Annotated in this window: 20 protein-coding genes and 1 pseudogene; 11 read left to right on the forward strand and 10 right to left on the reverse strand. The window is 68.4% G+C overall.

The window, feature by feature from the left end; translation table 11 throughout:
* Positions 1-79: 79 nt before the first annotated feature.
* The 6 genes from ABD374_RS06985 to ABD374_RS07010 all read right to left on the reverse strand — a co-directional run bounded on the left by ABD374_RS06985 (position 80) and on the right by ABD374_RS07010 (position 5,614).
* Positions 80-394: a GNAT family N-acetyltransferase gene (locus tag ABD374_RS06985; protein ID WP_344492322.1), complete on the reverse strand. Its 315-nt coding sequence runs from the start codon at positions 392-394 to the stop codon at positions 80-82.
* Between the two features lie 43 nt (positions 395-437).
* A complete protein-coding gene (locus tag ABD374_RS06990) occupies positions 438-1,178 on the reverse strand; it encodes a GPR1/FUN34/YaaH family transporter (protein WP_344492325.1) in 741 nt (246 codons plus the stop codon).
* A gap of 16 nt (positions 1,179-1,194) precedes the next feature.
* Complete coding sequence (locus tag ABD374_RS06995) at positions 1,195-3,084, reverse strand: amidohydrolase (RefSeq protein WP_344492328.1); 1,890 nt, start codon at positions 3,082-3,084, stop codon at positions 1,195-1,197.
* Between the two features lie 17 nt (positions 3,085-3,101).
* A complete protein-coding gene (locus ABD374_RS07000) occupies positions 3,102-4,055 on the reverse strand; it encodes an alpha/beta hydrolase (RefSeq protein ID WP_344492331.1) in 954 nt (317 codons plus the stop codon).
* A gap of 378 nt (positions 4,056-4,433) precedes the next feature.
* Positions 4,434-4,946, reverse strand: a complete 513-nt coding sequence (locus tag ABD374_RS07005; RefSeq protein WP_344492334.1) for a DoxX family membrane protein — start codon at positions 4,944-4,946, stop codon at positions 4,434-4,436.
* Positions 4,947-4,951: 5 nt separating this feature from the next.
* The gene (locus ABD374_RS07010; protein ID WP_344492337.1) at positions 4,952-5,614 is read right to left on the reverse strand and encodes a hydrolase; all 663 of its coding nucleotides are present in this window, start codon (positions 5,612-5,614) and stop codon (positions 4,952-4,954) included.
* A gap of 738 nt (positions 5,615-6,352) precedes the next feature.
* Here ABD374_RS07010 and ABD374_RS07015 point away from each other — a divergent pair.
* The 7 genes from ABD374_RS07015 (at position 6,353) to ABD374_RS34540 (ending at position 13,109) form a co-directional block, all read left to right on the forward strand.
* Entirely contained in the window at positions 6,353-7,609 is a 1,257-nt protein-coding gene (locus ABD374_RS07015; protein WP_344492340.1) for a PucR family transcriptional regulator, read from the forward strand.
* Between the two features lie 225 nt (positions 7,610-7,834).
* Positions 7,835-8,701, forward strand: a complete 867-nt coding sequence (locus tag ABD374_RS07020; protein WP_344492343.1) for an alpha/beta fold hydrolase — start codon at positions 7,835-7,837, stop codon at positions 8,699-8,701.
* 193 nt (positions 8,702-8,894) lie between these two features.
* Positions 8,895-9,623, forward strand: a complete 729-nt coding sequence (locus ABD374_RS07025; RefSeq protein WP_344492345.1) for a helix-turn-helix domain-containing protein — start codon at positions 8,895-8,897, stop codon at positions 9,621-9,623.
* Between the two features lie 270 nt (positions 9,624-9,893).
* Positions 9,894-10,613: an alpha/beta fold hydrolase gene (locus tag ABD374_RS07030; protein ID WP_344492348.1), complete on the forward strand. Its 720-nt coding sequence runs from the start codon at positions 9,894-9,896 to the stop codon at positions 10,611-10,613.
* A gap of 777 nt (positions 10,614-11,390) precedes the next feature.
* Complete coding sequence (locus ABD374_RS07035) at positions 11,391-12,116, forward strand: alpha/beta fold hydrolase (protein WP_344492350.1); 726 nt, start codon at positions 11,391-11,393, stop codon at positions 12,114-12,116.
* 76 nt (positions 12,117-12,192) lie between these two features.
* Complete coding sequence (locus tag ABD374_RS07040) at positions 12,193-12,384, forward strand: hypothetical protein (protein WP_344492352.1); 192 nt, start codon at positions 12,193-12,195, stop codon at positions 12,382-12,384.
* Entirely contained in the window at positions 12,381-13,109 is a 729-nt protein-coding gene (locus ABD374_RS34540) for an alpha/beta hydrolase (RefSeq protein ID WP_425577149.1), read from the forward strand. The genes ABD374_RS07040 and ABD374_RS34540 overlap by 4 nt, the downstream gene beginning before the upstream one ends.
* Before the next feature lie 36 nt (positions 13,110-13,145).
* Here the strand turns inward: ABD374_RS34540 and ABD374_RS07045 are convergent, their stop codons facing one another.
* Together ABD374_RS07045 and ABD374_RS07050 are read right to left on the reverse strand one after the other, a co-directional pair.
* On the reverse strand, positions 13,146-14,273 hold the full coding sequence (locus ABD374_RS07045; RefSeq protein WP_344492355.1) for a low temperature requirement protein A: 1,128 nt from the start codon (positions 14,271-14,273) through the stop codon (positions 13,146-13,148).
* A 50-nt stretch (positions 14,274-14,323) separates the two neighbouring features.
* On the reverse strand, positions 14,324-14,626 hold the full coding sequence (locus tag ABD374_RS07050) for a hypothetical protein (protein ID WP_344492358.1): 303 nt from the start codon (positions 14,624-14,626) through the stop codon (positions 14,324-14,326).
* A 243-nt stretch (positions 14,627-14,869) separates the two neighbouring features.
* Here ABD374_RS07050 and ABD374_RS07055 point away from each other — a divergent pair, with 243 nt between their 5' ends.
* Positions 14,870-15,448, forward strand: a complete 579-nt coding sequence (locus ABD374_RS07055) for a Dps family protein (RefSeq protein WP_344492361.1) — start codon at positions 14,870-14,872, stop codon at positions 15,446-15,448.
* Positions 15,449-15,561: 113 nt separating this feature from the next.
* Here the strand turns inward: ABD374_RS07055 and ABD374_RS07060 are convergent.
* Positions 15,562-16,307 (reverse strand): annotated as a pseudogene (locus ABD374_RS07060) (transposase family protein).
* Between the two features lie 1,140 nt (positions 16,308-17,447).
* Positions 17,448-17,654 carry a hypothetical protein gene (locus ABD374_RS07065; protein ID WP_344492364.1) on the reverse strand — a complete coding sequence of 69 codons (207 nt, stop codon included), beginning with the start codon at positions 17,652-17,654 and terminating at the stop codon, positions 17,448-17,450.
* A gap of 186 nt (positions 17,655-17,840) precedes the next feature.
* Here ABD374_RS07065 and ABD374_RS07070 point away from each other — a divergent pair, with 186 nt between their 5' ends.
* The 3 genes from ABD374_RS07070 (at position 17,841) to ABD374_RS07080 (ending at position 21,848) form a co-directional block, all read left to right on the forward strand.
* Complete coding sequence (locus ABD374_RS07070) at positions 17,841-20,207, forward strand: hypothetical protein (protein ID WP_344492366.1); 2,367 nt, start codon at positions 17,841-17,843, stop codon at positions 20,205-20,207.
* Positions 20,208-20,408: 201 nt separating this feature from the next.
* Positions 20,409-20,993: a DinB family protein gene (locus tag ABD374_RS07075; protein ID WP_344492369.1), complete on the forward strand. Its 585-nt coding sequence runs from the start codon at positions 20,409-20,411 to the stop codon at positions 20,991-20,993.
* Between the two features lie 46 nt (positions 20,994-21,039).
* Positions 21,040-21,848 (forward strand): IS5 family transposase gene (locus ABD374_RS07080; protein WP_425577151.1). Its coding sequence is split into 2 segments (ribosomal slippage): positions 21,040-21,210 and positions 21,213-21,848, totalling 807 coding nucleotides; the frame shifts between segments, so codons are not numbered across the junction.
* Positions 21,849-21,851 lie beyond the last annotated feature (3 nt).

Genomic DNA, 21,851 nt, shown 5'->3' on the forward strand with positions numbered 1-21,851 from the left:
GCTTGTCGACTATTTTTGAAAGACCTGTGCGTGGGCTCGGCACGGGTCCCGAGTCGCGGCCTGCTTCGGTCGGCGCGCTTCAGAGGCCGAAATGTGCGCGGCGCGCGTCGGGTACCAGGTCGGCGTACTCGGGGTGCTTGCCGATCCACCCCCGGATGAAGGGGCAGTACGGCAGGACGCGCAGCCCGCGTGCCCGGGCGTCGTCGAGGGCGCCCCGGGCGAGCAGCCCGCCCAGCCCCCGGCCTGCGAACCGGGGTTCGGTCTCGGTGTGGATGAAGGCGAGCTCGCCCTCCGAGAGGTGATACTCGGCGAAGCCCGCGGTCTCGGTGCCGTCGTCACCGGCGAAAATCTCGTAGCGGGACTTCTCAAGGTGGTCCACCACCTGCGGTTCCATGGGGGCTCCCGTGCTGTCCCGTCAAGGGGATCGGTTGATATTTTCAGAGCGTGCGGCGCACGCCCGCCTGGCGTTCCAGGTTGCGAAGCTGGACGGACAGGTCGCCTTCGACGGCGAGGTGAGCGGGACCGCTGCGGCCGATGGGCAGGACCTGCTCGCTGCGCATGTCCTCGAGCATCAGAGCGAACGCTGTGTACATCGCGACGAGCGCCACCACGAGGCCGAGCGCACCGGACGCGCGCGTCAGCCATTCGGCGCCGGTGATGCCCGCGAGGCCGGTGGCGGCCCAGCGGGGCAGGGAGACCGCGAGGACGAGCCAGAGCGCGCGCTTGGGCCGGGTCACGGCGGTCATCAGGGCCCCGAAGCAGAGGAGCGCCAGGTTGAACACGCCGAGGACCTGAAGGCCGTCGGCCGCGCCGCTGAGCATGATGAGTGAGTAGGGCAGCCAGCTGCCGGCGAACACCGCCATCAGCGTCGCCGCGATCACGTCACGGGCGCCGAAGGCCAGGACACTCACCAGGAGTTGGAGGACGAAGGCCGGCAGCACTGTGAAGGCGACGGCGGCGCGGGCCCTCTCGTCGAAGAGCCCGAGCTGGAGGCAGCCCGTCATCACGGAAGCGATGGCTATCGTGAAGAAGCCCAACGGCATGGGCGAGGCGATGGGGCGCAGGTTGATCCGTGTCATCGACCGGAGGTCCGGTTCGAAACGGCGACCCTGGGGAGCTTCCGGCGGGGTGGCCCGGGCGTCGCCGCTGTCGGCAGCGGTGGGAGAGGCTGCGGTCATCGGGTGGATCTCTCTTTCAGTGCTCGAAGCAGGGGTCGACGAAGGACGGCGTGGTTTCGGGTACGGAGCCGCGCGCGACGCGCCAGCGGCGGTGCTGCTCGGACTCGGCGACGGCCTCGGCCAAGACCGACGCCTGGCGGGCGCCTTCCTGGCCCGACTGGTAGCCGCCGAAATGGGCCACGGGGCTCCACTCCGGGCTCACCGGCGGGACCGCCTCGTCGAGCCCCGCGTACTCCGCGGTCGCGTAGACGATGCGGCCGCCGACGACGGTGAGTACGGACTCGATGTCGGGAATGGCCTCCTCGGGCACAGTGAGGAAGTCGTCGGAGAGGATCGCGAGGTCGCCGTAGCAGCCCTCTCGCAGGGTTCCCTTGACGTCCTGCTCACCGGTGAGCAGGGCTCCCCCGCGGGTGTAGAGGTCGAGGGCGGTCTCCCGGTCGATCAGGTTCCCGGCCGGGTAGAGGGTCGTGCCGCCGACGGTGCGGCCAGTGACCAACCAGTGGAGGGCGACCCAGGGGTTGTACGAGGAGACGCGGGTGGCGTCGGTTCCGGCGGCGACGGTCAGGCCGCGCTCGAGCATGGCCCGGACCGGCGGGGTGTGGGCGGCCGCCTCGGCGCCGTAGCGGTCGAGGAACGCGGAGCCCTGGAAGGACATGCGGTTCTGGACGGAGAGGGCGCCGCCGAGGGCCGCGATCCGGTCCAGGCTGTCGGTCGAGACGGTCTCCGCGTGGTCGAAGAGCCAACGGTTGCCGCCGGGGAACAGTCCTTCGGCCGCGAGCTTCTCGAAAACGGCCAGGTCGCGGCGGATGGTCTCGTCGTACGTGGCGTGGAGCCGGAATCCCCAGCCGTTCTCGAGCAACAGCCGGACCGCCTGCTCGAATTCGGCCTCGTACCCCTCGGCGAGCGCGGGACGGGGCTCGGAGAAGTTCTCGAAGTCTGCGGCGGCCCAGGTCAGGTTCTCCCCCGCGCCGTTCAGCCGTAGCCACTCGTCCCCGTCCCCGGGCTTGACCATCTCGGTCCATCGCTTCAGGTCGGCGAGCTCCTGTCCGGCCGTCTGCGGGAAGAGGTGGTAGGCGATCCGGAGGGTCAGCTCCCCCGACCCGGCGAGGTCGACGACCGTGGCGTAGTTGTCGGGGAAGTTCTGGAACCCTCCGGCGGCGTCGACCGCCGACGTCAGGCCGAAGCGGTTCAGCTCGCGCAGGAAGTGTCGCGTCGACGTCCGCTTGTCGGCCTCGTCGAGGGCCGGTGCCTTGGCCAGGGTCGAATACAGGATGAGCGCACTCGGCGCTGCGAGGAGGACCCCGTTTGGTTCCCCGTCCCGGGCCCGGACGATCTGACCGCCGCGGGGGTCGGGGGTTTCCCGGGTGAAACCGGCGGCCCGCACCGCGGCCCGGTTCATCAACGCCGACTGGTACAGATGCAGGACGAAGACCGGGGTGTCGGGAGCGGCGGCGTTCAGCTCGGCGACGGTCGGCATCCTGCGCTCGGCGAACTGTTCGGCGGTCCAGCCGCCGACGATCCGGATCCACTGCCCCTTGGGAGTGCGGCCGGCCTGTTCGCGCAGCATGCCGAGGGCGTGGCGGAGACTGCGCACCCCGTCCCAGCGCAACTCCAGCACGTAGTTGAGGCCGCCCCTGATGACGTGCAGGTGTGAGTCGTTCAGGCCGGGGATGACCCTGCGGCCGAGCGCGTCGACGACCCTGGTCCCCGGCCCGACGAGGTGGGCGAGGTCGTGGTCGTCGCCGAGGGCCGCGACCCGGCCGTCGCGAATTGCGACGGCGCGGGCCTCAGGACGGTCGGCGTCGCCGGTGAACACCTTCGCGTTGCGGACGAGAAGGTCGGCCTGCGGATGTTCCTGCTGCGGACCGGGCACGAGGCCCGCCACGGGCATACTCGTCGTCGGCATGCTCATCGACGGCCCCATCACGCCAGGGCCTTGCGCAGTGTGTCGATCGCGACACCGATGGCGAGTTCTGCGGCCCGTGTCTCGCGCAGCGCGTTCAGCATGACGAAGTCGTGGATGGTCCCCTGTACGCGCAGGGCGGTGACGGAGACTCCGGCGGCGCGAAGCTTCGCCGCGTACGCCTCGCCCTCGTCGCGCAGGACGTCGGCTTCGGCGGTTATGACCAGGGCGGCCGGCAGGCCGGTGAGTTGCTCGGTAGTCGCACGCAGCGGCGAGGCGGTGATCTGGGCGCGGTCGGCCTCGTCGGTCGTGTACTGGTCCCAGAACCACTGCATGCCGTCGCGGCGCAGGAAGTAGCCCTCCGCGAACTGCTGGTACGAGTCGGTGTCGAAGCTCGCGTCGGTGACCGGGTAGAAGAGGACCTGGTGGACGAGGCGGACGTCGCCACGCTGCTTGGCCATGAGGGTGAGGGCAGCGGTCATGTTGCCGCCGACCGAGTCGCCGGCGACGGCGATCCGGGTGCCGTCGAGCTCCTTGTGGTGTCCCTCGCGGGCGATCCACTGGGCGACGCTGTAGTTCTGCTCGATGGCGACCGGGTAGCGGGCCTCGGGAGAGAGGTCGTACTCGGGGAAGACCACGGCGGCGTTCGCGCCGACGGCCAGTTCGCGTACCAGCCGGTCGTGGGTGCGGGCATTGCCGAACACCCACCCCGCTCCGTGGATGTACAGGATGACGGGGAGGGGGCCGGTGACCCCGCGCGGACGCACGATCCGGGCACGGACGTCGCCGGTCGGACCGCCGTGGACAGTGATCCATTCCTCGTCGACGGCGGGGAGCAGGACGTCTTCACCGCTCTGGACGTCGTCCACGGCCGTGCGGCCGTCCGCCACCGGAACCTGGAAGAGGAACGGCGGCTGGGCGGTGGCCTCGGCGAACGCCCGAGCGGCGGGTTCGAGGGTCAGCAGGTTCGGCATGAGGGGTTCTCCTTCGGAAGGTGTGCGGAATCGGGCGGGCGTTCAGCGGGTGCCACGCGCGACGTGAGGAAGGTCCGGTGGTGCTTTTTGTCGAGGGAGTACCGGCTCCGCGTGTCGGCGCGCGTACGCGGCTCGGCCGCTGGGAGGCGTACACGCGGATTTCGTGACCGAGGCGGACCGGCAGCTGCTTGAGCGTGCCGAACGCCTGGGTTCAGGCACGCTTCTGGTGCGGCAGCGGCCGGCCGCCACCACGCCAGGAGCGGTGGCGGATGCGGTGACCGCGGTTTCCTTCAGGTGCTCCTGGTCGGACGAGTGAGAGGGCCCGGCCTCCCGGGCGGGGGACGCGGGGCGGCCGGGCCCGGTCTGCGCGGCTCCTGCTCAGCGCCGGGCGGCCTGCGGCGCCGCTGGGGCCGGCCGATGCAGTACAAGCCGGGTGAGCAGCCCGCTGCCGAGACCCACCACGAGAGCGAGGGCCGCCCACCACAGCGGGTACGGCGTGAGGCCGAGGGGCGCGTCGAGCGACCAGGCGCCTGGTCCGGTGGCAGCGAGAGCGGCGGCGGTGCCGATGAGAACGAGCGGGTACTCGTACCCGTCGTTCTGCACCCAGAGGCCGTTGTGCCGTTTCACGGTGAGAGCGACTGTCATGACTCCGACCACCCCGGATGCCGCGAGCGGGGTCAGAAGACCGGCGGCGAGCAGCAGACCCGATCCGATCTGGCCACCGCCCGCCGCCAGGGCGGTGAAGGATCCACCGCGGAAACCGTCGGCACGGAACTCCTCCGTGCCTCCCTCAAGTCCCCTGCCGCCCAGGTATGAGCTGATCTTCTGCACGCCATGGCCGGCGACGAGCAAGCCCACCAGCAGACGCAGGATCAGAATGCCGGTGTCCAAGGAGGTCAGCCGGCCGCGTGTGCGCCGATGATGCTCTGCGCGTACACGACACCCAGGCCGTACGCGCCCGCGTGGGCCTTGACGATCTCCATAACCGCGCCGTACGACTCCTGACGCGCCCAGTCACGCTGCAGCTCCAGCAGCACCTGCACCCACGTCACCGGCACCGCGCCGGCAGCGATCATCCGCTGCAGCGCGTGCTCGTGGGCGGCCGGGCTGACGCCGCCGGAGGCGTCGGAGACCACGTACACCTCGTAACCCTGCTCCAGCGCGGACAGCGCGGGCAGCACCAAGCAGACCTCGGTCCACAGGCCCGCCAGGATGATCTTCTTGCGCCCGGTGGCCTTGACCGCCGCCACGAGCGCCTCGTCCTCCCATGCGTTCATCGTCGTGCGGTCGATGACCTCGTGGTGAGGAAACACCTCGGCAAGCTGCGGCAGCAGGGGGCCGGAGAACGACTCGGCGGCGACCGTGGTCAGGACCGCCGGCACATCGAATGCCTGAGCCGCCTTGGCGAGACCCACGGTGCTGTTGATGATCGCAGCGCGGTCGCCGCTCCCGGTACCGAAGAACATCTGCGGCTGGTGGTCCACGAAAAGCATGACCGCGTTGTCGGGCGTGAGCAGGTCCGAGCTCGGGGCAGCCTGCACCTTGTTGATGTCGAACATGAGGGGTCCTTTCGAAACAGTCGGTATCGCGCCTGCCGCATTCCCGCGGCTCGGCACACCCCAAAGCTATGACCGGCCCGACCGGCCGACTTTTCTCTCTGCGCCCAGGAGTTGGCACGACAGCGCACTGCCGCTCAGGATCCGGGCAACCGTCCGCTCCTTGATCACGCCTCGTGCGCCCTCGCCCCGTTGTCACCGCCCGCCTGGACCGGATCGGCATCGAGTCGATCTCCTGGTGGCGGTTCAGACTCACCGGTCAGTCCGCCTCCGGCCGAAGCCGTCGGCGAGCGGCCTCAAGCCGCTGGTCACAGTCAGGCGCGAACATCCCAGCAAGTGACTTGTCCAACGTCCCGGCGATGCGATGGATCGGCGCCCGGACCGCCGGATCTCGGCAACCCGGCTCAGGTCCGTCATCCGCAGCTTCTCCCACCAGTCCGGCCACACCAACGCGTCGTCACGCGTGAGCTTGATCGTGACTTGGCTGCAACCCATGTACACCCACACTGCTCGGCCCGCCTTCGACCACACGAACTCACTGACCTTCGACCTTGACCAACACGGAGGGCACCCCCGGCCAGAACTCCGCTCGGCATCCGCACGACCGCACCAGCCCGCTGTGACCACTCGTGGCCATAAATCGGACACCACGGGACGAGCTGGGTGCCGAACCTCACACTGTCGAAAATTTGGAGTCCCGGATTCACGGAATGTAGAAAGTGGTTCTAGGGAAGGATCAAAATGACTGAACAGCTGCAACGGGCTCGGGCGGGCAGCCACGCACTGCGTCAACTCGTAGAAGAGCTGGCCGAGAGGCTGCAGCGTTCCGTAGTCCTTGATGACCCCCTCGTCAGGCTCATCCACGCAAGCAGGCACTTCGACGACGCGGATCCGGTACGCATCCGCAGCCTGCTGCAGGGCCTCGCGGACAGCGAGGCCATTCGGTACGTACTCGACCAGGGCGTTGCCCAATGGGCCAAGCCGGGATACATCGAAGGCCGAGACGACCTAGGGCTGCTTCCGCGCTACTGCGTGCCCCTGCGAGAGCGCGGGCGCCTTCTGGGCCTGCTCATGGTCGTCTCCGCCGGCAAGGACCTGACAGCGTACGAGACGGCCGCCATCGCCCAATCGGCCCAGGCCATCGCCGCTCAGATGTACGCGGAACATATGACCGACCATGCCGAGGGGGGCGGTGTCCCCGATCTTCCCTGGGCCCTTCTCGACGCGAGCCCCACCGCGCGCCGTGTCGCCCAGCAGCAGATCCTGGACACCGGCGTGCTTCCGGACGCACGGCACGCCGTGGTCAGCGTCGTGCAGGTGGTTCGTTCCCACGAGCCTCCCGGGCAGATCGAGACTGCGCTGCGTGCCGCGATGGAGAGGTTCTGCCGCACTCGGTCGGCGCACGGCGCAGTCGCGTTCACCACCGACCGTGCGGTCCTGCTCCAGCTGAGCGAGCAGTCCCCGACGCCGCAAGAACTGAAGGAGCAGTCCCGCCGGATCATCGAAGCCCTCGACACCTTCCTGGACTCCGCCGCCGCTCCCGTGCTCGGCATCGGAGGGTGTCAGACCGGCGTGGCTGACGCGTGGGTCTCCTACGAACAGGCACTCGTAGCTGCCCGCGCGGCCCGGCGGATGCCCCACTTCGAGCGCGTCGGCGAGTGGGAAGAACTGCGGGAGTTCGCGGTCCTTCTCCAGCTTCCGGATCACGCCCTGAACGCATCCCTGCTGCCCAAGCCGCTGCGCGCCCTCCTCTCGGCCACAGGGGGGCAAGGGCCTCGCCTGGAGGAGACCCTGCGGTCCTTTCTGGAGCACGCCGGCTCGGTCCCGAAGACCGCGGAAGCGCTGCAGATCCACCGCACCTCGTTGTACTACCGGTTGCGGCAGATCCAGGAGATCACCGCGCTGGACCTGGACAGCGGCGCGGACCGGTTGGTCCTGCACCTCGGTCTGCGTATCCGGGATCTGCTGCAACTGGACGGGTCGGCCACCACCGTCTGAACGGGCCGACCGCCGCCCTCCTGCCGAGCCCCTCGGCTCCGTCGCTACGAAGTGACGTGGTTCTCGTCGACCAATCCCTACGGAACGCGGTAGTGGCGACAAGCCTGGTCGAACGACAATGGGTTCAGGCGCGGCCGACACAACGTCGGCCGGCCATCACGTGGATTGCCGACACAGCGGAGCAAGGCACGCCGTGAAGGCTTGGCAGGAAAATGAGGCAGGGCCATGGGCGAGCTGAAGACGAACGACCGCGTGCGGCTGACCTACCGGGACAGCGGAGGCGATGGCGTTCCCCTGGTCATGCTGCACGGCTGGGGGCAGACCCAGGAGATGTTCCGCCATCAGATGGATGGTCTCGCTCCTGCCCGCCGCGTCATCACACTGGACCTCAGGGGCCACGGGCTCTCAGAGAAACCGCGGCACGGCTATCGCATCGCGCGGTTGTCCCGTGACGTCCTCGACCTCGTCGATCACCTGAATCTCGATCGTTTCGACGCGCTCGGCTGGTCGATGGGCGCCTCGGTGTGGTGGAGCTTCATCGACCAGTACGGCACCAGCCGGATCCGCCGGTTCGTCGCCGTGGACCAGCCTGCGGCCGTGGCGGCCGTTCCCTGGCTGACCACCGAGGAGCAGCGGGACTCCGGAGCCATCTTCGACGTGGCCGGGCTGCTGGAACTCGGCGCCGCGCTGGCGGGCCCGGACGGCGAGCAAGTGCGTGAGGACTTCGTCCGCGGCATGTTCTCTGGTGACCCCGACCGCGACCTCATCGCGTTCGTCGCCGAACAGATCAAGTCGACCCCGTCCCACGCCGGGGTGCCCCTGCTCTACGACCACTGCGCGCAGGACTGGCGCGACGTCCTCCCCCGAGTGGACGTGCCGACCTTGGTGATCGGCTGCGAGGGAAGCCATGTGAGCCCAGCCTCGCAGCAGTTCATCGCCGGCCGGATACCAGGCGCGCGGCTCCACGTCTTCCCGTCCGACGTGGCGAACTCCCACTTCCCCTTCCTCGAAAACCCGCCTGCCTTCAACGCGGTAGTCGAGACCTTCCTCTCCGAAGTGGCGGACGCGGCCCCTTCCGCCGCGGACGCGTAAATTCCGGACGATACGCGGGCACTTCACATCCCTTTGACGAACGACGGCACGACTGGAGCTCATGGTGACCAGGTCGGTCATTTCACGCATGCCAAAAAACGCAGAAACATATACTGCCCGGATATCTCAGAACGCCGATTTCGGACACTGTAGAACACTTCCCTGGGCCTCGCGGAAGGGAGATGACGCATGCTTGTACCTGGGACTCGAACGCCCCTCGCCGGAGACGCTTCCGAGTCGGGAAGCCCAGCCCTCATCGGCGGCCGGTGACCTTGTCCTCCTCGACGCCCTGCGCCCCGAGCACCTGGCATGCGGCAATGAATTCGTGTTCTTCCGCGTCCCCTGCTCCTACCTGGGGATCACGCAGGACGAGATGCTGCACCTGACGGGCCTCCGGGTCAGCGGAGCCGACGGCGTCGCGGCACTGGTGTCGAAGGTCCTGGCCGTGCTGATCGGCGAGGACGGGCTGTGGAACTCGATGAACGGCAAACGGCTCGCCCTCAACGCCGTGGACCTCATCGCTCTGCTCGTTGCCGAACTCCTCGCTCCCTACCGGTCCGAGTCCACCGAAAGCGGCAGCGAGATGTTGGCCCGCATACGGTCGTACATCGAAGAGAACCTGATGGACCCGGACCTGTCGCCGGAGACGATTGCGCGCGCCCACCACATATCCGTTCGCTACCTGCACAAGCTGTTCCAGGGTGACGGTACGACGGTGAGTACGCATGTACGGCAGCGCAGGCTCGCCGCCTGTCGCCTCGACCTGGGCCGACTGCCGAACCGCAGGCGCTCCGTGGCTGCGGTCGCGCAGAGCTGGGGCTTCCCCAGCCCCTCCCACTTCAGCCGTCTCTTCCGCCAGGCCTATGGCGAGTCGCCCAGCGAATGGCAGGTCTCGGCTTCTGGACAGGCGCGAAATGTCTGACACGTGCGGCCGGCACCGCCGACGGGCCACTTAAGTGCGCTACGGGCGCCCGCACCGGCGCGCGCACATCATCTGTAGGAGCCACGGCGTCGTAACGTGGCACCCGGGGCCGTGAGAAACGCCGTCGCGCGCGTGCCGTCCGCTTCCAAGGAAGCATCCACGATGTCGTGATGCCGAATGCGAGACCCATGCCGCCCAAGCGGCCATCAGCCAGACCCTCACCGTCCCGCACACCGCACTGGCCGCGGTGTGAGAAGAAAGAGTCCCCACGTGCCCCCTGCTCCTCCCACAGTCGTCCTCGTGCACGGTGCCTTCACCGACGCTGCGGGCTGGCTCGGCGTCATCGACGAACTCCAGCGCGACGACGTCGCGGTTCTCGCGGTGGCCAATCCACTGCGCGGCCTGACCTGCGACGCCGCCTACCTGGCCTCCGTGGTCTCCCAGATCGACGGTCCGGTCGTCTTGGTCGGCCACTCCTACGGCGGTGCACTGATCACTGTGGCGGGCACTGCGGACAACGTGGTCGGACTCGTCTACATCGCCGCCTACGCACTCGAAGAAGGCGAGAGCCTCAGTCAGTTGCAGGACCGCTTTCCCGCTCCTGCGCTCGTTCGCAGTCTGAAGCAGTGGACCTACCCGACTGACGGAGGGAAGACGGCCACCGAGGTCAGCATTGCTCCGGAGGCATTCCTCTCAGTCTTCGCTGCCGACGTCTCCCCGTCCCTCGTCAGGGTGCTTGCAGCTTCCCAACGTCCGTTGGCCTCGGCGGCGTTCACCGAGGAGGCATCTGCGGCGGCCTGGCGGACGAAACCTTGCTGGGCCCTCGTGGCCGACGCGGATCAGGCGATCAACCCCGATGTGGAGCGCTTCGGTGCCAGGCGGGCCGGTGCGACGACCATCGAACTGGAAGGCGCCTCCCACGCGGTCACCGTCTCCCGGCCGTCGGCGGTGGCGGACCTGATCCGCGACGCCGTTCGCGCAACGAGTTGACGCACGCACCGGGTGACGCGAGAAGACCAGGCACGTGACTGACGTCTGCCGGAGTTCGCTGCACGCCCCGCCCGGTGGACGGCCGTACCACCTTTTGTCTGGCACGGTTCCCTCCGGAGATCACCGAGCAGGCCGTGCACGACGTTTGCCGTTCAATACTTTCTGGACTACCGCGCAGTGCCCCAGGACGTTGCCAAGGAGCGCGGGAACGCCTACCAGCTCATCGACTGCCCGGTGCTGACCCTGTGGGATGAGGGCTCCGGCGCCGCCGGACAGACGCACGACGTCCTGGACGTATGGAAGCATCCTCCGCGATGTCCGCAGCGTGCCCATCGCCCAGTGCGGGCACCTGTGCCAGGGGGCAACGCTCCGACGTCGTCGACCGGGACCTCCTCGGCTTTCTCATGGACTGGAACGGCTGAACAGGGCACCGCTCTCGAACTCGGGGAAAAATTGCAGCGCGTGGACCGGAGCAAAGCCGCCCCACCGGTGCCACCCGACAACGTGGGCACGCACAGGACACAGCCAGGACGCGGACAGACGAACACTCCGCTCGGCACCCCCTAGAGTCGCCCCCGTGTCGACGATCAACCGTTCGGCAAGACCCCCGCGCGGAGTCCGGCGGGAACCTTTCAGAGTCCGCGGCCGCCCGGCCAGTGCACACCAACCGACCCCAAGGTCGGCCCGCGGCATCGCATGACAAAGGGGCACAGAAGCCCCGGCCCGGCCGACAGGCCGCACGACAATGCACCACTTCACCGATGAGGGAGATTCTCCATGCCCAGTTCCGACAAGCCGACCGTCGTCCTCGTGCACGGCGCCTTCGCCGACGCCTCCAGCTACGCCCAGGTCATCCCCCGGCTGATCGCCCGCGGCCTGGACGTGGTCGCCCCGGCCGTGCCCAACCGCAGCCTGACAGGGGACGCCGCCTACGTCGCCTCCGTCGTCCGGCAGATACCCGGCCCGGTCGTCCTGGTGGGCCACTCCTACGGTGGCGCGGTCATCACCGTCGTGGGCACCGAGGACAACGTCAAGGCCCTCGTCTATCTGGCCGGTTACGCATTGGAGAAGGGCGAGAGCCTCGGCGAACTACAGGGCCGCTTTCCCGACAGCGACCTTGCCTCCGCGCTCGTCTACACCCCCTTCCCGAACGAGGGCTCGACCACGCCCGGCACCGACGTGTCGGTCCGGACCGACGAGTTCCCGGCCATCTTCGCCGCCGATGTGGACCCGCAGATCGCCGCCGTCCTCGCCGTATCCCAGCGCCCGCTGGCCGCACAGGCCTTCGCCGAGCCGGCCCCTGCCGCGGCCTGGAAGACCAAGCCGTCCTGGGGTCTGGTCGCCTCGTCCGACCGCACCATCAACCCTGACGTGGAGCGCTACGGCTACGAACGGGCCGGCATGACCACCGTCGAGGTCGACTCCTCCCACCTGGTGATGCTCGCCCACCCCGAGCGCGTCGTCGACCTGATCGAGGAAGCCGTACGGACCACCTCCGACTGACCCCACGCACAGCAGCTCGTGCCCGTCCACGGCCGTCACACCACGACAGCCGCCGCCCTTGCGCAGAGAGCGAACGATGAACAGACCGATCTCACGCCGTACCGGCACCGTGTCCCTCCTGGCCGGCGCAGCCGCCGGTGTCGCGCAGGCTGCGCAGTCGGTGACGGCCGTACGGCACGGGCGCCTTGCCGAACCCGCCGTCGTCCTGATCCACGGCGCGTTCGCTGACGCCTCCAACTGGAGCTCGGTCGTCGAACGCCTGCGGTGACAGGGCCACCGGGTACTGGCAGCGGCCCTGCCACTGCGCGGTTCAGCAAGCAACTCCGCCTCCATTCGCAGTGTTCTGAACAGCGCCACCGGCCCATCGTGCTGGTGGGGCACTCCTACGGCGGAGCGGTCATCAGCCAGGCCGCGGCCAACGCCCTGCAGGATGAGGCACTGGTGGACATAGCCGTGCTCGTTCCCGACGTCGGGGAGAGCCCGCTCCGGCTCACCGTCAAATTCCCCAGCAGCGCCCTGGGACAGGTCACCGCCGCCCAGAACTACCCGTTGCCCGACGGCGGACAGAGGGAGCAGCTGGTCGTCGAAAGACCCTGTCTGTCCCGCACGCAGTTCGTGGCCGGTGTTGCCGCGACCTCTCCTCGCCGCGTGATGACCGGCCTCACCTGGCGAAGCGCCGCACGCGCGTCCGACCGAACACCTCGCATCTTGGCTGCGGCTGCTGGTGCGTTGGTTCCTCGTCGGGACCGGAGCTCCAGCCGTTGCTGCTGTCCGCCGATGAGCGGGCGGCATCGGAGCGATGGACGCGCCGGGCGACATCGGCCAGACTCTGGCGTGCGCGCCGCCGACTGCCGCGGCCGCCCGGCTCTTCGGGCGGCCGCGGACACGGCCCCCAAGCGGCGGCGCCGTTCCTCGCCGACCGGCTGGACGGCCCCACGGCCCGGCGGGCCGCCCACCAGCAGCGTCGCTCAGGTGGAGGCTGCCCGTTCGTAACCGTGGGCGGGCCAGCCGACGGTTGCGAACCATTCTTCACCGGCGCTCCACCGTGACCACCACAGCCAGGACCGCCAGCAGCGCTCCAGCGGCGAGGGCAGGTGCCGGGAAGAAAGCGGCCAGCAGGACGCCGACCGCCGCGACGGGATACGGAATCCCGTCGGCCACGGTTCTTTGATGGGGTCGGAGGTGTACGGCCCAGACGGTGATCAGGAAGACGGCCGCGGGGACGGTGACCGCCGCGCCCGCAGCCAACGGCGGGGCGTCCGTGCCACGCGTGACGTGATCCGCGTAAGCGGCCAGGCCGGCTCCCTCGGCGGTCGCCGAAGCGAAGATCAGGTAGTGGCCGTAGGCCCAGGTGAATCTCCTGCGGTGGGCTTGGTGCGTCGTGGCAAGCAGGGTGTGCGCGGATCTGGAGAAGTACAGCCACCACATGGCGTAGGCCATGAACAGGCCACCGGCCGCCACCGCGTACAGCGAGCCGGTGCCGTGGTGCCGGTCGAAGGCGCTCCGGACGGCAACGGTGGCCGCCGCGACGGACTCTCCGAGGACGATGAGGGTGAAAAGTTCGTAGCGCTCGGCAATGTGGCGCGGATGCCATGGGGTCATCCCGGTGGACTGCGCCCACACCGGGACGGAGACCTCGGCGGTGATCAGCAGCACGATACCCGGCAGGCGCGCCGCTGCCGGGAGACCGAGCAACCCGACCCACCCGATCTGACATGCCGTCACCCCAACGGCGAAGCGCAGGGTGGCCGGCCGCCGAGCGGGGTCGGACCACGCGGCGCGCAGCCACAGGGCGGCCAGTGCCGTGCGCAGCACGACGTATCCGATGGTGATGACCCGCAGGTCACCCTCCTCGAACGCACGGGGAACGCCTGCGGCGAGCACGAGCGACCCCGTGATCTGGACCAACACCGTCAACCGGTACAGGACGTCGTCCGGGTCGTAGGCGGAAGCGAACCAGGTGAAGTTCATCCACGCCCACCAGATGGTGAAGAAGACCAGCGCGAAGCGCAGGACACCGGTGGCGTACTCCCCGTCGGTCAGTGCCTCGTGCAGGCTCCTGGACGTCTGCGCGACCGCGATGACGAAGCACAGGTCGAAGAGAAGCTCCAGCGAGGTGGCGGCCCTGTGCGGCTCATTGGGGTCGCGGCCCGGCATGGTGCGCCATCGCCGGGGCGCCGGGGCCGCGTGGGCGATCCGGGAGCGGCTCAGCGGAGGGCTCCGAGCGCGGTCTCGACCGTCCGGTGGAAGGTGGGGTACGTGTACATCATGTGCTTGAGCCGGTCGATGGGTATCTCGGCGTGAACGGCCACGTTCAGTCCGTAGAGCACCTCGCCTCCCGCCGGCCCCGCCGACGTCGCGCCGATCAGCACACCCCGGTCCGCGTCCTCGACGAGTTCCGCCTCGACCCCCACCACGTCCAGCCCGGCTTCGGCCAGCGTGCCCGCGACGTACTCACCACCCGGCCCCAGCCCGACGACCACCACATCCGCCTGCTCGTTCGCGCTCATGCCTGCTTCTCCTCGTTCCCCGGGCTCCACGGACGTGGGCCGGCCTGCCGAGGCTAGATCGGCCGGCCGAAGGCCCGTGCCTGCCAGCGCACGGGTCCTTGCCCGAGAGCGAACGCTTGGCACGAGGCACCGCGCACTGTGCGCTGGCGGACACCACCGCATGCGCTCCCGGTCAATTCGCCCTGCGTCGGGCTGCCTAGCGTCAATCGGGTAAGCACGGCACGGCACCACCGGAGGCGAACCATGACCACTAATGCCAAGCCCATAGCCGGCAGCCAGCCGTGGCTGCACCAGAGGGGCGAGGTGATCCAGGAGTTCGGCACCGTCAAGCAGTTCCCGATCGGCCTGTCCTACGAGGCGCGGATGTACTCCTGCCAGCGGCTGAACAAGGTCCTGGCGGACACACAGATCCTTTACGGCCTCTACAAGAAGCATCATTGGCTGATGCGCGGTGCGACCTTCTACCAACTGCACCTCGTCCTCGACAAGCACGCGGGGGAGCAGCTGGAGATCGTCGATACCATCGCCGAACGCGTCCAGTCCCTGGGCGGCGTCGCGGTGGGCGACCCCAGGCACGTCGCGGAGATCACATCGATCCGGCGGCCTCCGAACGGCGTGGAGGAAGTGCCGGCGATGCTGTCACGGCTGCTGGAAGCCCACGAGACCATTCTCGTCGAGGCCCACGACGCCGCGACCCGGACCGGCGAGTTGGGTGACGACGGCACCAACGATCTCCTGGTCTCACAGGTGATCAGGACCGGGGAACTACAGGCCTGGTTCCTGGCCGAGCATCTGGTCGACACCCCACTCGTCCGCGCCTGAAGGATCCTTCTGTACTCGGGACGCGCCTCCGTGGACCGCGTACACGGCGACTGGGGTCCGCCGCAGCGGGGCTCTGGGGATGAGGTGGCACCTCGTCCGGTTCATGAGCCTTTTCAGCGTTGCTTCTCCAAAGTGAGGGCCGCAGCGGCGATGTCCGTCGTGCGGTTCGGGCTGCAGCGGCCCCGGCGGAAGATCCGCCGGGGCTTCAGACGGGCGACGCCTCGACAGGAGCGCGGGCCCAGGCGAGTGACCGGTTCAGCGTCTGTTCGGTCGGTGACAGTTCGCCGTTGGGCGGACGGCGGATGGCGGTGGCGGCCCCAGAAGTCAGCGCCGGTGAAGTTCGCGGTCGGCGACGATCGGAACGCCCTGGCGTTCGCAGAATCGGATGATGCGGTGGAGGCGTGCGGCGGTCAGATCGTGAGCGCGGTCCGGCAAGGCCGGCGAAATCCACGGAAGCTGGCCTTCAGGATCGGTGACGACCTGTACGTTCACGCCGTAGCGCCGGTGCTTGTGGGCGTAACCGGCGCATCCGTCGCCCAGGCGGTCGCACTCGCTGAGGGTGCCGTCCAGGAGCACGTGGTTCGGGTCGTGCTCGCGCAGGGTCTCGAGCCGACCCGGCGCCCGGTCGGCGAGGAGCCGCACGACGGCGGTGGTATATCCGTGGGCGCTCCTCCGGAGATGCCCAGCCCGGCGGCGATCTGCGCGAGAGAGTCGGACTTGCGCAGGTAGGCGAGACCAGCGAGGGCAGTTTGTACGGCAGGAGCTTGCAGCGGCGGTCAACCTCACGGGGGACGACAAGCATCGTGACCCAGTCGGCCAGCGCATGAGGCGGGTCGAGTGCGGCAGGACAGGGAACCAGCAGGGCTGCCGACCGGCGGGTTGAGACTTCGAGCACCTCACCCAACGGCACAGGGGCCCTACCCGCTGCGGCCACCGAGGTCATCACCCGATCGGTGGCCACGCTGAAAGGGCTCACTGACTGCTGAAGACGTGCTCGTGCCCGTGCCCGGACGGAGATTCGCCGCCGACCGGCCCTGTCACCGATCCGTCAGCGCACACCCACAGCGTCAGAGCCGATCCGTGAACTCCAGGAGCCGACGGAAACGACAAAACGTCTTGCGGTTCAACCGGAGGCGTGGGAGCGATCACAACGCACTCAGCATGCGCTCGCCACAGAAGGCCAGGTCAGACGCGCCTGGAGTGCGTCCGCCTGCTGCGACAGCGGTTCAGTACCGCACGGCGCGCGGCCGATACCGCACGGAAACCAGCCGCGAAAACCCCGTTTCCGCAGGTCAGAACGTTTCCGCAGAGTGAAACTGGTGGGGCGGGTGGGACTCGAACCTAAACTCGTGACGCGTCTCACCTGCGGAAACGTCACAGAGGTGGACATTCACATCCTGCTGAGTCCTGCTGCATCCGCCTCGATCCCCGGCAACCACGGTGCCGTGCGGTACGTACCGCACGGCCGCGGGTCGGCCTTGCGCCAGGAGCGGAAGGAGATTCGCGTAAACGCATCTGCTGCTTAGGGGCCAGTCACGGCCTGCCCGGAGTGCACTCCGCCCACTCGGTCACCACCCCTCTCCCTTGCCCGCGTCAGTCACACTCCGTGTCGATCAGGCGCCTGGAGGCCGCGCATCAGAGGCACGCCGTGAACCGTAGCTGATCTTGGCGGGGTCGCTGGGAAGCGACAGTTTCCTCGCGTCTAGCGCGCCGGGCAGCCGCAGCAGCAACGCGTCGGCCACACTGTGCACGCCTCCGCGAGTTCGCCGGGCCGTACCAGGCCACCGATTCCAGAGAGGATCCGCTGCGCGTCCCTCAGCAACCCCAACGTCCGATCGCCGAGCTCCCCCCTGGGCCAGCAGAGCTCCGGCGAGGATTTCATCGACCGCTGGCGATCAACCCGGCCAGCACGGCGTCGTCGTTCACCCGGGCCCCCTGGGGTGCGCACCCCAGGCCTGGTCCCCGCGCGGCACCGCACCGGCAGTCCCGGGCATCGCAGTCAGCGACGATCCCCGGCCCCTTTGACGATCGACCGTACGAAGCCCGCCAGGCAGGTCAAGACAGCAGTGCCTGCGGCAAGTGGTTCGGCCAGCCTTGGATAGGCAAACGTGAGGCAGACGACGGCTCCGGTGGTGAGCAGTCCCAGCGCCATGGCCAGCAGTAGCAGGAGCGTGCGTAGCTCGCGGTAATCAGCGTTCCTAGTCATGGGGGAATCTCTCTCCTCGTTTCGGGTGCTCGCCCCGGGCGGGGGCGGGCCGGCCGGTCGGCCGCGGTGCCGCGCGGGGCTGGTTCTTCGCCCATTGCAGCGGACCGCTAGCACAGGGACCAGACGAAGGTGGGGGGTCTCTAAAACAGGCCTGGCGGTGTGGGTGGTCGCCGGTACGGTCACAGGGTGAACAGCGCGAAGGTTCCCAGCCGGGCAGACCAGCAACTCATCGATCACGCCCGCGAGTATGGCTTCGCGGTCACGAGCAAGCAGTTGTATGGGTGGAGGCGTCACGGGCTGCTCCCGGCAAACGCGCATGGTGGAGGGCTCGGTCGCGGGCAGGGCAGTACCTCGCAGCCAGTGGCCGCCAGCTTCGCCCTGGTGCTCGGTCTCGTCCGGTTTTCCGGGCGAGGGAAGCGGCCGTCGGACGTGGCGCTGCTCTTGTTCGGCGAGGGCCTGCCGGTGCCGGAACCGACAGCCCGGGCAGCCTTCCAGGCCGCCGTCGACGGCGTCTGCCTTCCGGGCGGTGCCGAGCCCGGCGGGGACGTCGACGAGCATCTGGACGCCGTCGACTCCTACATCGACCGCGGCGGTCAGGTTGTGGTCATGGTGCCCGCGCGAGCGCGCCGGGTGGACGAGCAGATCGTCGCGTTCTTCGAATCAGCCGGTGTCCCCTGGCCACCGACGGAACTTGCCCAGTTGGACGAGAATCTGAGCGCTGAGCGCATGTCGCCGCAGGGCGCCGCGCTGTTCGCTGCTGATGCCCTGCTCACGGGAAGCGCACCTCTGCCCCGTATCGGCGCGCCGCTGCGAGGGATGTCGCCCGGCCTGGAGGTGAACCCGATCGCGTCTCTCGTGGAGACCACAGTGCGCGACGTGCCGCACTCCCCCGTCCTGGGCCCCGACGGCAGCCTGACGATGCTAACCGGCGACGTTCGCCGCACCCTCCACGAACTAGCGGCAACAGCCTCGGCAGAGGAACTCCGCGCCGCCTGGCAGGCTGCCCGGGATGTGCGCGCATGGGCGCTGGATTTGTGCGCGCGGACGGAAACTGAACTTGCCGCCCGGGTGCCCGGCGACGCCACCATGGAGTGGTGGATCAGCAGACAGCTGCCGGCCGGGCTCTCTCCTGGACGAACTGCGCACCCAAAACGAAAGAGCCGCCGCTACCGCCCTGTCAGCCCTGGGCCTGCTTCTCCAGCGCGAACAGTTCGCCGAGCTCGACCGGGTACAGCCGGGCTGCCAATGGGACCTCGCCCACACACCGGGCTTTCTACCCCCGCCTGCCCGCGCCTTCCTCGCCCTGCCCTCTGCCGCACCAGCCTGCCTCAGACAAGCCGCACACCAGGTAGAGGGAACGGCCTGCACCTTCCCGACCCAGACTTTCGAACGGCGAGCATGAACCTGAACGATCCCGCCCCTGTCCGCACCACGGCAGAAAAATTCCCTGATGCCGCCTACGTACCCTCCTCTTACGATCTGTGGATCACACCCCACGTGTTGGCACACGCCCTCTTCGTCTCGGGCAGAGCGCCGGGGCACCGACACCGGCACGGGAGGTCCTCGACCTATGAGTTCATCCATCGAATCGCGGCCATGCCCGCCTACCTCCATTGGACCCGCAAGGGCATCAAGCGCACCGACCTCGCCCTCGAACTGGACCCCACTGAGAAGGGCATGCTGTCCTACACCCTGGGACAGGCCATGTGCCAAATCTTCGCGGAACATCTCCTGTCCGTCCGATTCTTCATGCACGTCTCCCGCTATGCCGACACTTACGGACTAACTTTCCCCCCAGGGCAGAGCCGGGCAGACTTCTTCGGCCCGCGGTACTCCGGGACCTGGGTCGTCGCCGAAGCCAAGGGCCGCTCAGACCGCCTCGACAAGAAGACCCGCCAGGCGATGGAGGCGCAGAAAAGAACAGTCAAGACCGTGTCCGGCCAGGTGCCGGAAATCTCCTACGCGTCCGCAGTCGACTTTCCCTCCAAGGGCGGCGCCATGCGTCTCACGGCAATCGACCCGGAAGAAGCCGAGCCCGGCGCCGTCGACCTGCCTGTCAACCTCGATCAGTTCGCGCTGGCCTACTACACCCCGTTCCTGGACGCCTTCGCCCACCAGCAGCCCCAACTCCTGGGCGACTATGTCGTGGTGGGCTTCGAATCCGTCAGGGTCACACTGGGATTGCTGGCCCCAGTCCTGCAACGGATCGAGCGGGCCGTACACCTCGAAGACACAAGCGGACTGTACGGCGACGTCACCCGCCTGCTCGACCGCTACACCACCCGCTTCACACGCGAAACCTCCACGCTCTATGCCGACGGCACCCTCTCCGCTGCCGACTGGAACCACCGCCCCGACCTGCTGCGCCGCGAACGCCCCCAGCCAGATGCCGAGCAGATGCGCAGACTGCATGAGTTCTACCGGATGGTGGATGTGCAGGACGACCCGAGCCGTGATGAATGGATGCGCGAGGAGGACTGGAACTGGCGGAGCCTGCCGCCGGCTACGGGTGCTCTGCCGGGAATCTTCCCGCCCGTGGACGTTGCCGAGTAACGAGGTAATCCTGGCCGCGTGCTGCGTGGTCGCACCGGAGCGCGCCAACTTCTGACTTAGACGTTGTCTCACGTGGCAAGTTCATCGGCTTCTTGTGGCAGCTCAGGGCACTGGCCATTGCCAGACTTCGGCCCTTCCGGTCGTTGCGGTCCACGCACGGGATCTTGAGGCCACGAGTAGCCCATGGCAGGCTCATGCCGCATGATCGATGAATTCGCGAAGGACAACCTGCACGGGAGACTGCGGCGGGACCGCAAGGCGCTGGTCTGGAAGCTCGACGGATTGTCCGAATACGACACCCGCCGACCGTTGACAGTGACCGGGAGCAACCTCCTCGGCCTGGTCAAGCACGTGGCCTGCGTCGAGGCCAGGTACTTTGGCGAGGTCTTCGACCGCCCTTCCCCGGAACCGCTGCCCCGGTGGCAGGACCACGACGGCAGCGATCTGTGGGCGACTGAGGACGAGACCCGCGATCAGATCATCGAGTTCTACCGGCGCACGTGGGAACACTCGGACGCGAGGATCAACGAGCTTCCCCTCGATGCCCCCGGCCACGTGCCGTGGTGGCCGGAGCCTTATGCCGACACGAACCTATTCGCCGTCATGGTCCACGTCCTCGGCGAGACCAACCGGCATGCCGGGCACGCCGACATCCTGCGCGAAGGCGTCGACGGCCGAACCGGGATGCGCCCCGAACATGAGATGCAGATCGATGAGGAAGCCCGCGACGCCTACTACGCGAAGATCGAGCAGGCCGCCAGATCGGCCGCATCGGCCAAGGCATAGAGGGCTGTGCCACGTGACTTGATGTTCGAGCGGCATGATGGCGGCCGTGAGGGCTGATCTGTCGAAGCGTCTGGTTCCTGATGAGCTCTGGGAGCTGGTCGCCCCGCTACTGCCGTCGTTCGCGGCTCGACCGCAAGGTGGCGGGACCGCTCCGCGTGACGAGCGGGCGGTGTTCACGGCTGTGGCGTACATACTGACGAGTGGGTGTGCGTGGCGGTATATCTGCCGGAATCGTTCGGTGTATCGCCGGCCACCGCGCACCGTCGGTTCAGCGTGTGGACCGAGGCCGGGTTGTGGCGCAGACTGCACCGGGCGGTGCTGGACGAACTCGGCGCCAGGGGTGAGTTGGACTGGTCGTCCGCGATCGTCGATGCCGCGTCGGTGCGGGCAAAAAAGGGGGGCTCGCTGACCGGTCCGAATCCAGTCGATCGCGGTAAGAAGGGCAGCAAATTACACGTGCTGTCCGAGGGGCAGGGCCTGCCGCTGGTCGTGGCGGTGTCGGGTGCGAACCTGCACGACAGCCAGGCGTTCAAGCCGCTCATCCTGGGGATACCGGCCGTCCGCTCCCGGCGCGGACGACCGGTGAAGGTCCGCGCAGATAAGGCGTATTACTCCGCGGAACACCTGCGCTGGCTCCGCGATCGCCGCCTCGTTCCTCGGATCGCCCGGCCCGGTATCGAGTCCGGTGAGCGCCTTGGCCGGCACCGCTGGAAGATCGAGCGGTCGATCGCCTGGCTCTTTGGCTACCGCCGCCTCACGGTCCGGTACGAACGAAAAGGCAGCCACTTCCTCGCCTTCCTCGGCCTCGCTGCAGCCCTCACCTGCTACAAGAGACTCGCAAAACTCACCACGTGAGAC

The organism is Streptomyces enissocaesilis, from assembly GCF_039533765.1.
GTDB classification, from domain to species: Bacteria; Actinomycetota; Actinomycetes; order Streptomycetales; family Streptomycetaceae; genus Streptomyces; species Streptomyces enissocaesilis.

What these genes read in the sequence shown, in the direction of transcription:
- ABD374_RS07040 (WP_344492352.1), top strand. Translation starts at nt 12,193, where the DNA reads ATGAACAGACCGATCTCACGCCGTACCGGCACCGTGTCCCTCCTGGCC.
- ABD374_RS07000 (WP_344492331.1), bottom strand. Translation starts at nt 4,055, where the DNA reads ATGCCGAACCTGCTGACCCTCGAACCCGCCGCTCGGGCGTTCGCCGAG.
- ABD374_RS07020 (WP_344492343.1), top strand. Translation starts at nt 7,835, where the DNA reads ATGGGCGAGCTGAAGACGAACGACCGCGTGCGGCTGACCTACCGGGAC.
- ABD374_RS07035 (WP_344492350.1), top strand. Translation starts at nt 11,391, where the DNA reads ATGCCCAGTTCCGACAAGCCGACCGTCGTCCTCGTGCACGGCGCCTTC.
- ABD374_RS07055 (WP_344492361.1), top strand. Translation starts at nt 14,870, where the DNA reads ATGACCACTAATGCCAAGCCCATAGCCGGCAGCCAGCCGTGGCTGCAC.
- ABD374_RS07050 (WP_344492358.1), bottom strand. Translation starts at nt 14,626, where the DNA reads ATGAGCGCGAACGAGCAGGCGGATGTGGTGGTCGTCGGGCTGGGGCCG.
- ABD374_RS07045 (WP_344492355.1), bottom strand. Translation starts at nt 14,273, where the DNA reads ATGCCGGGCCGCGACCCCAATGAGCCGCACAGGGCCGCCACCTCGCTG.
- ABD374_RS07075 (WP_344492369.1), top strand. Translation starts at nt 20,409, where the DNA reads ATGATCGATGAATTCGCGAAGGACAACCTGCACGGGAGACTGCGGCGG.
- ABD374_RS07065 (WP_344492364.1), bottom strand. Translation starts at nt 17,654, where the DNA reads ATGACTAGGAACGCTGATTACCGCGAGCTACGCACGCTCCTGCTACTG.
- ABD374_RS06995 (WP_344492328.1), bottom strand. Translation starts at nt 3,084, where the DNA reads ATGCCGACGACGAGTATGCCCGTGGCGGGCCTCGTGCCCGGTCCGCAG.
- ABD374_RS07015 (WP_344492340.1), top strand. Translation starts at nt 6,353, where the DNA reads ATGACTGAACAGCTGCAACGGGCTCGGGCGGGCAGCCACGCACTGCGT.
- ABD374_RS06990 (WP_344492325.1), bottom strand. Translation starts at nt 1,178, where the DNA reads ATGACCGCAGCCTCTCCCACCGCTGCCGACAGCGGCGACGCCCGGGCC.
- ABD374_RS07010 (WP_344492337.1), bottom strand. Translation starts at nt 5,614, where the DNA reads ATGTTCGACATCAACAAGGTGCAGGCTGCCCCGAGCTCGGACCTGCTC.
- ABD374_RS06985 (WP_344492322.1), bottom strand. Translation starts at nt 394, where the DNA reads ATGGAACCGCAGGTGGTGGACCACCTTGAGAAGTCCCGCTACGAGATT.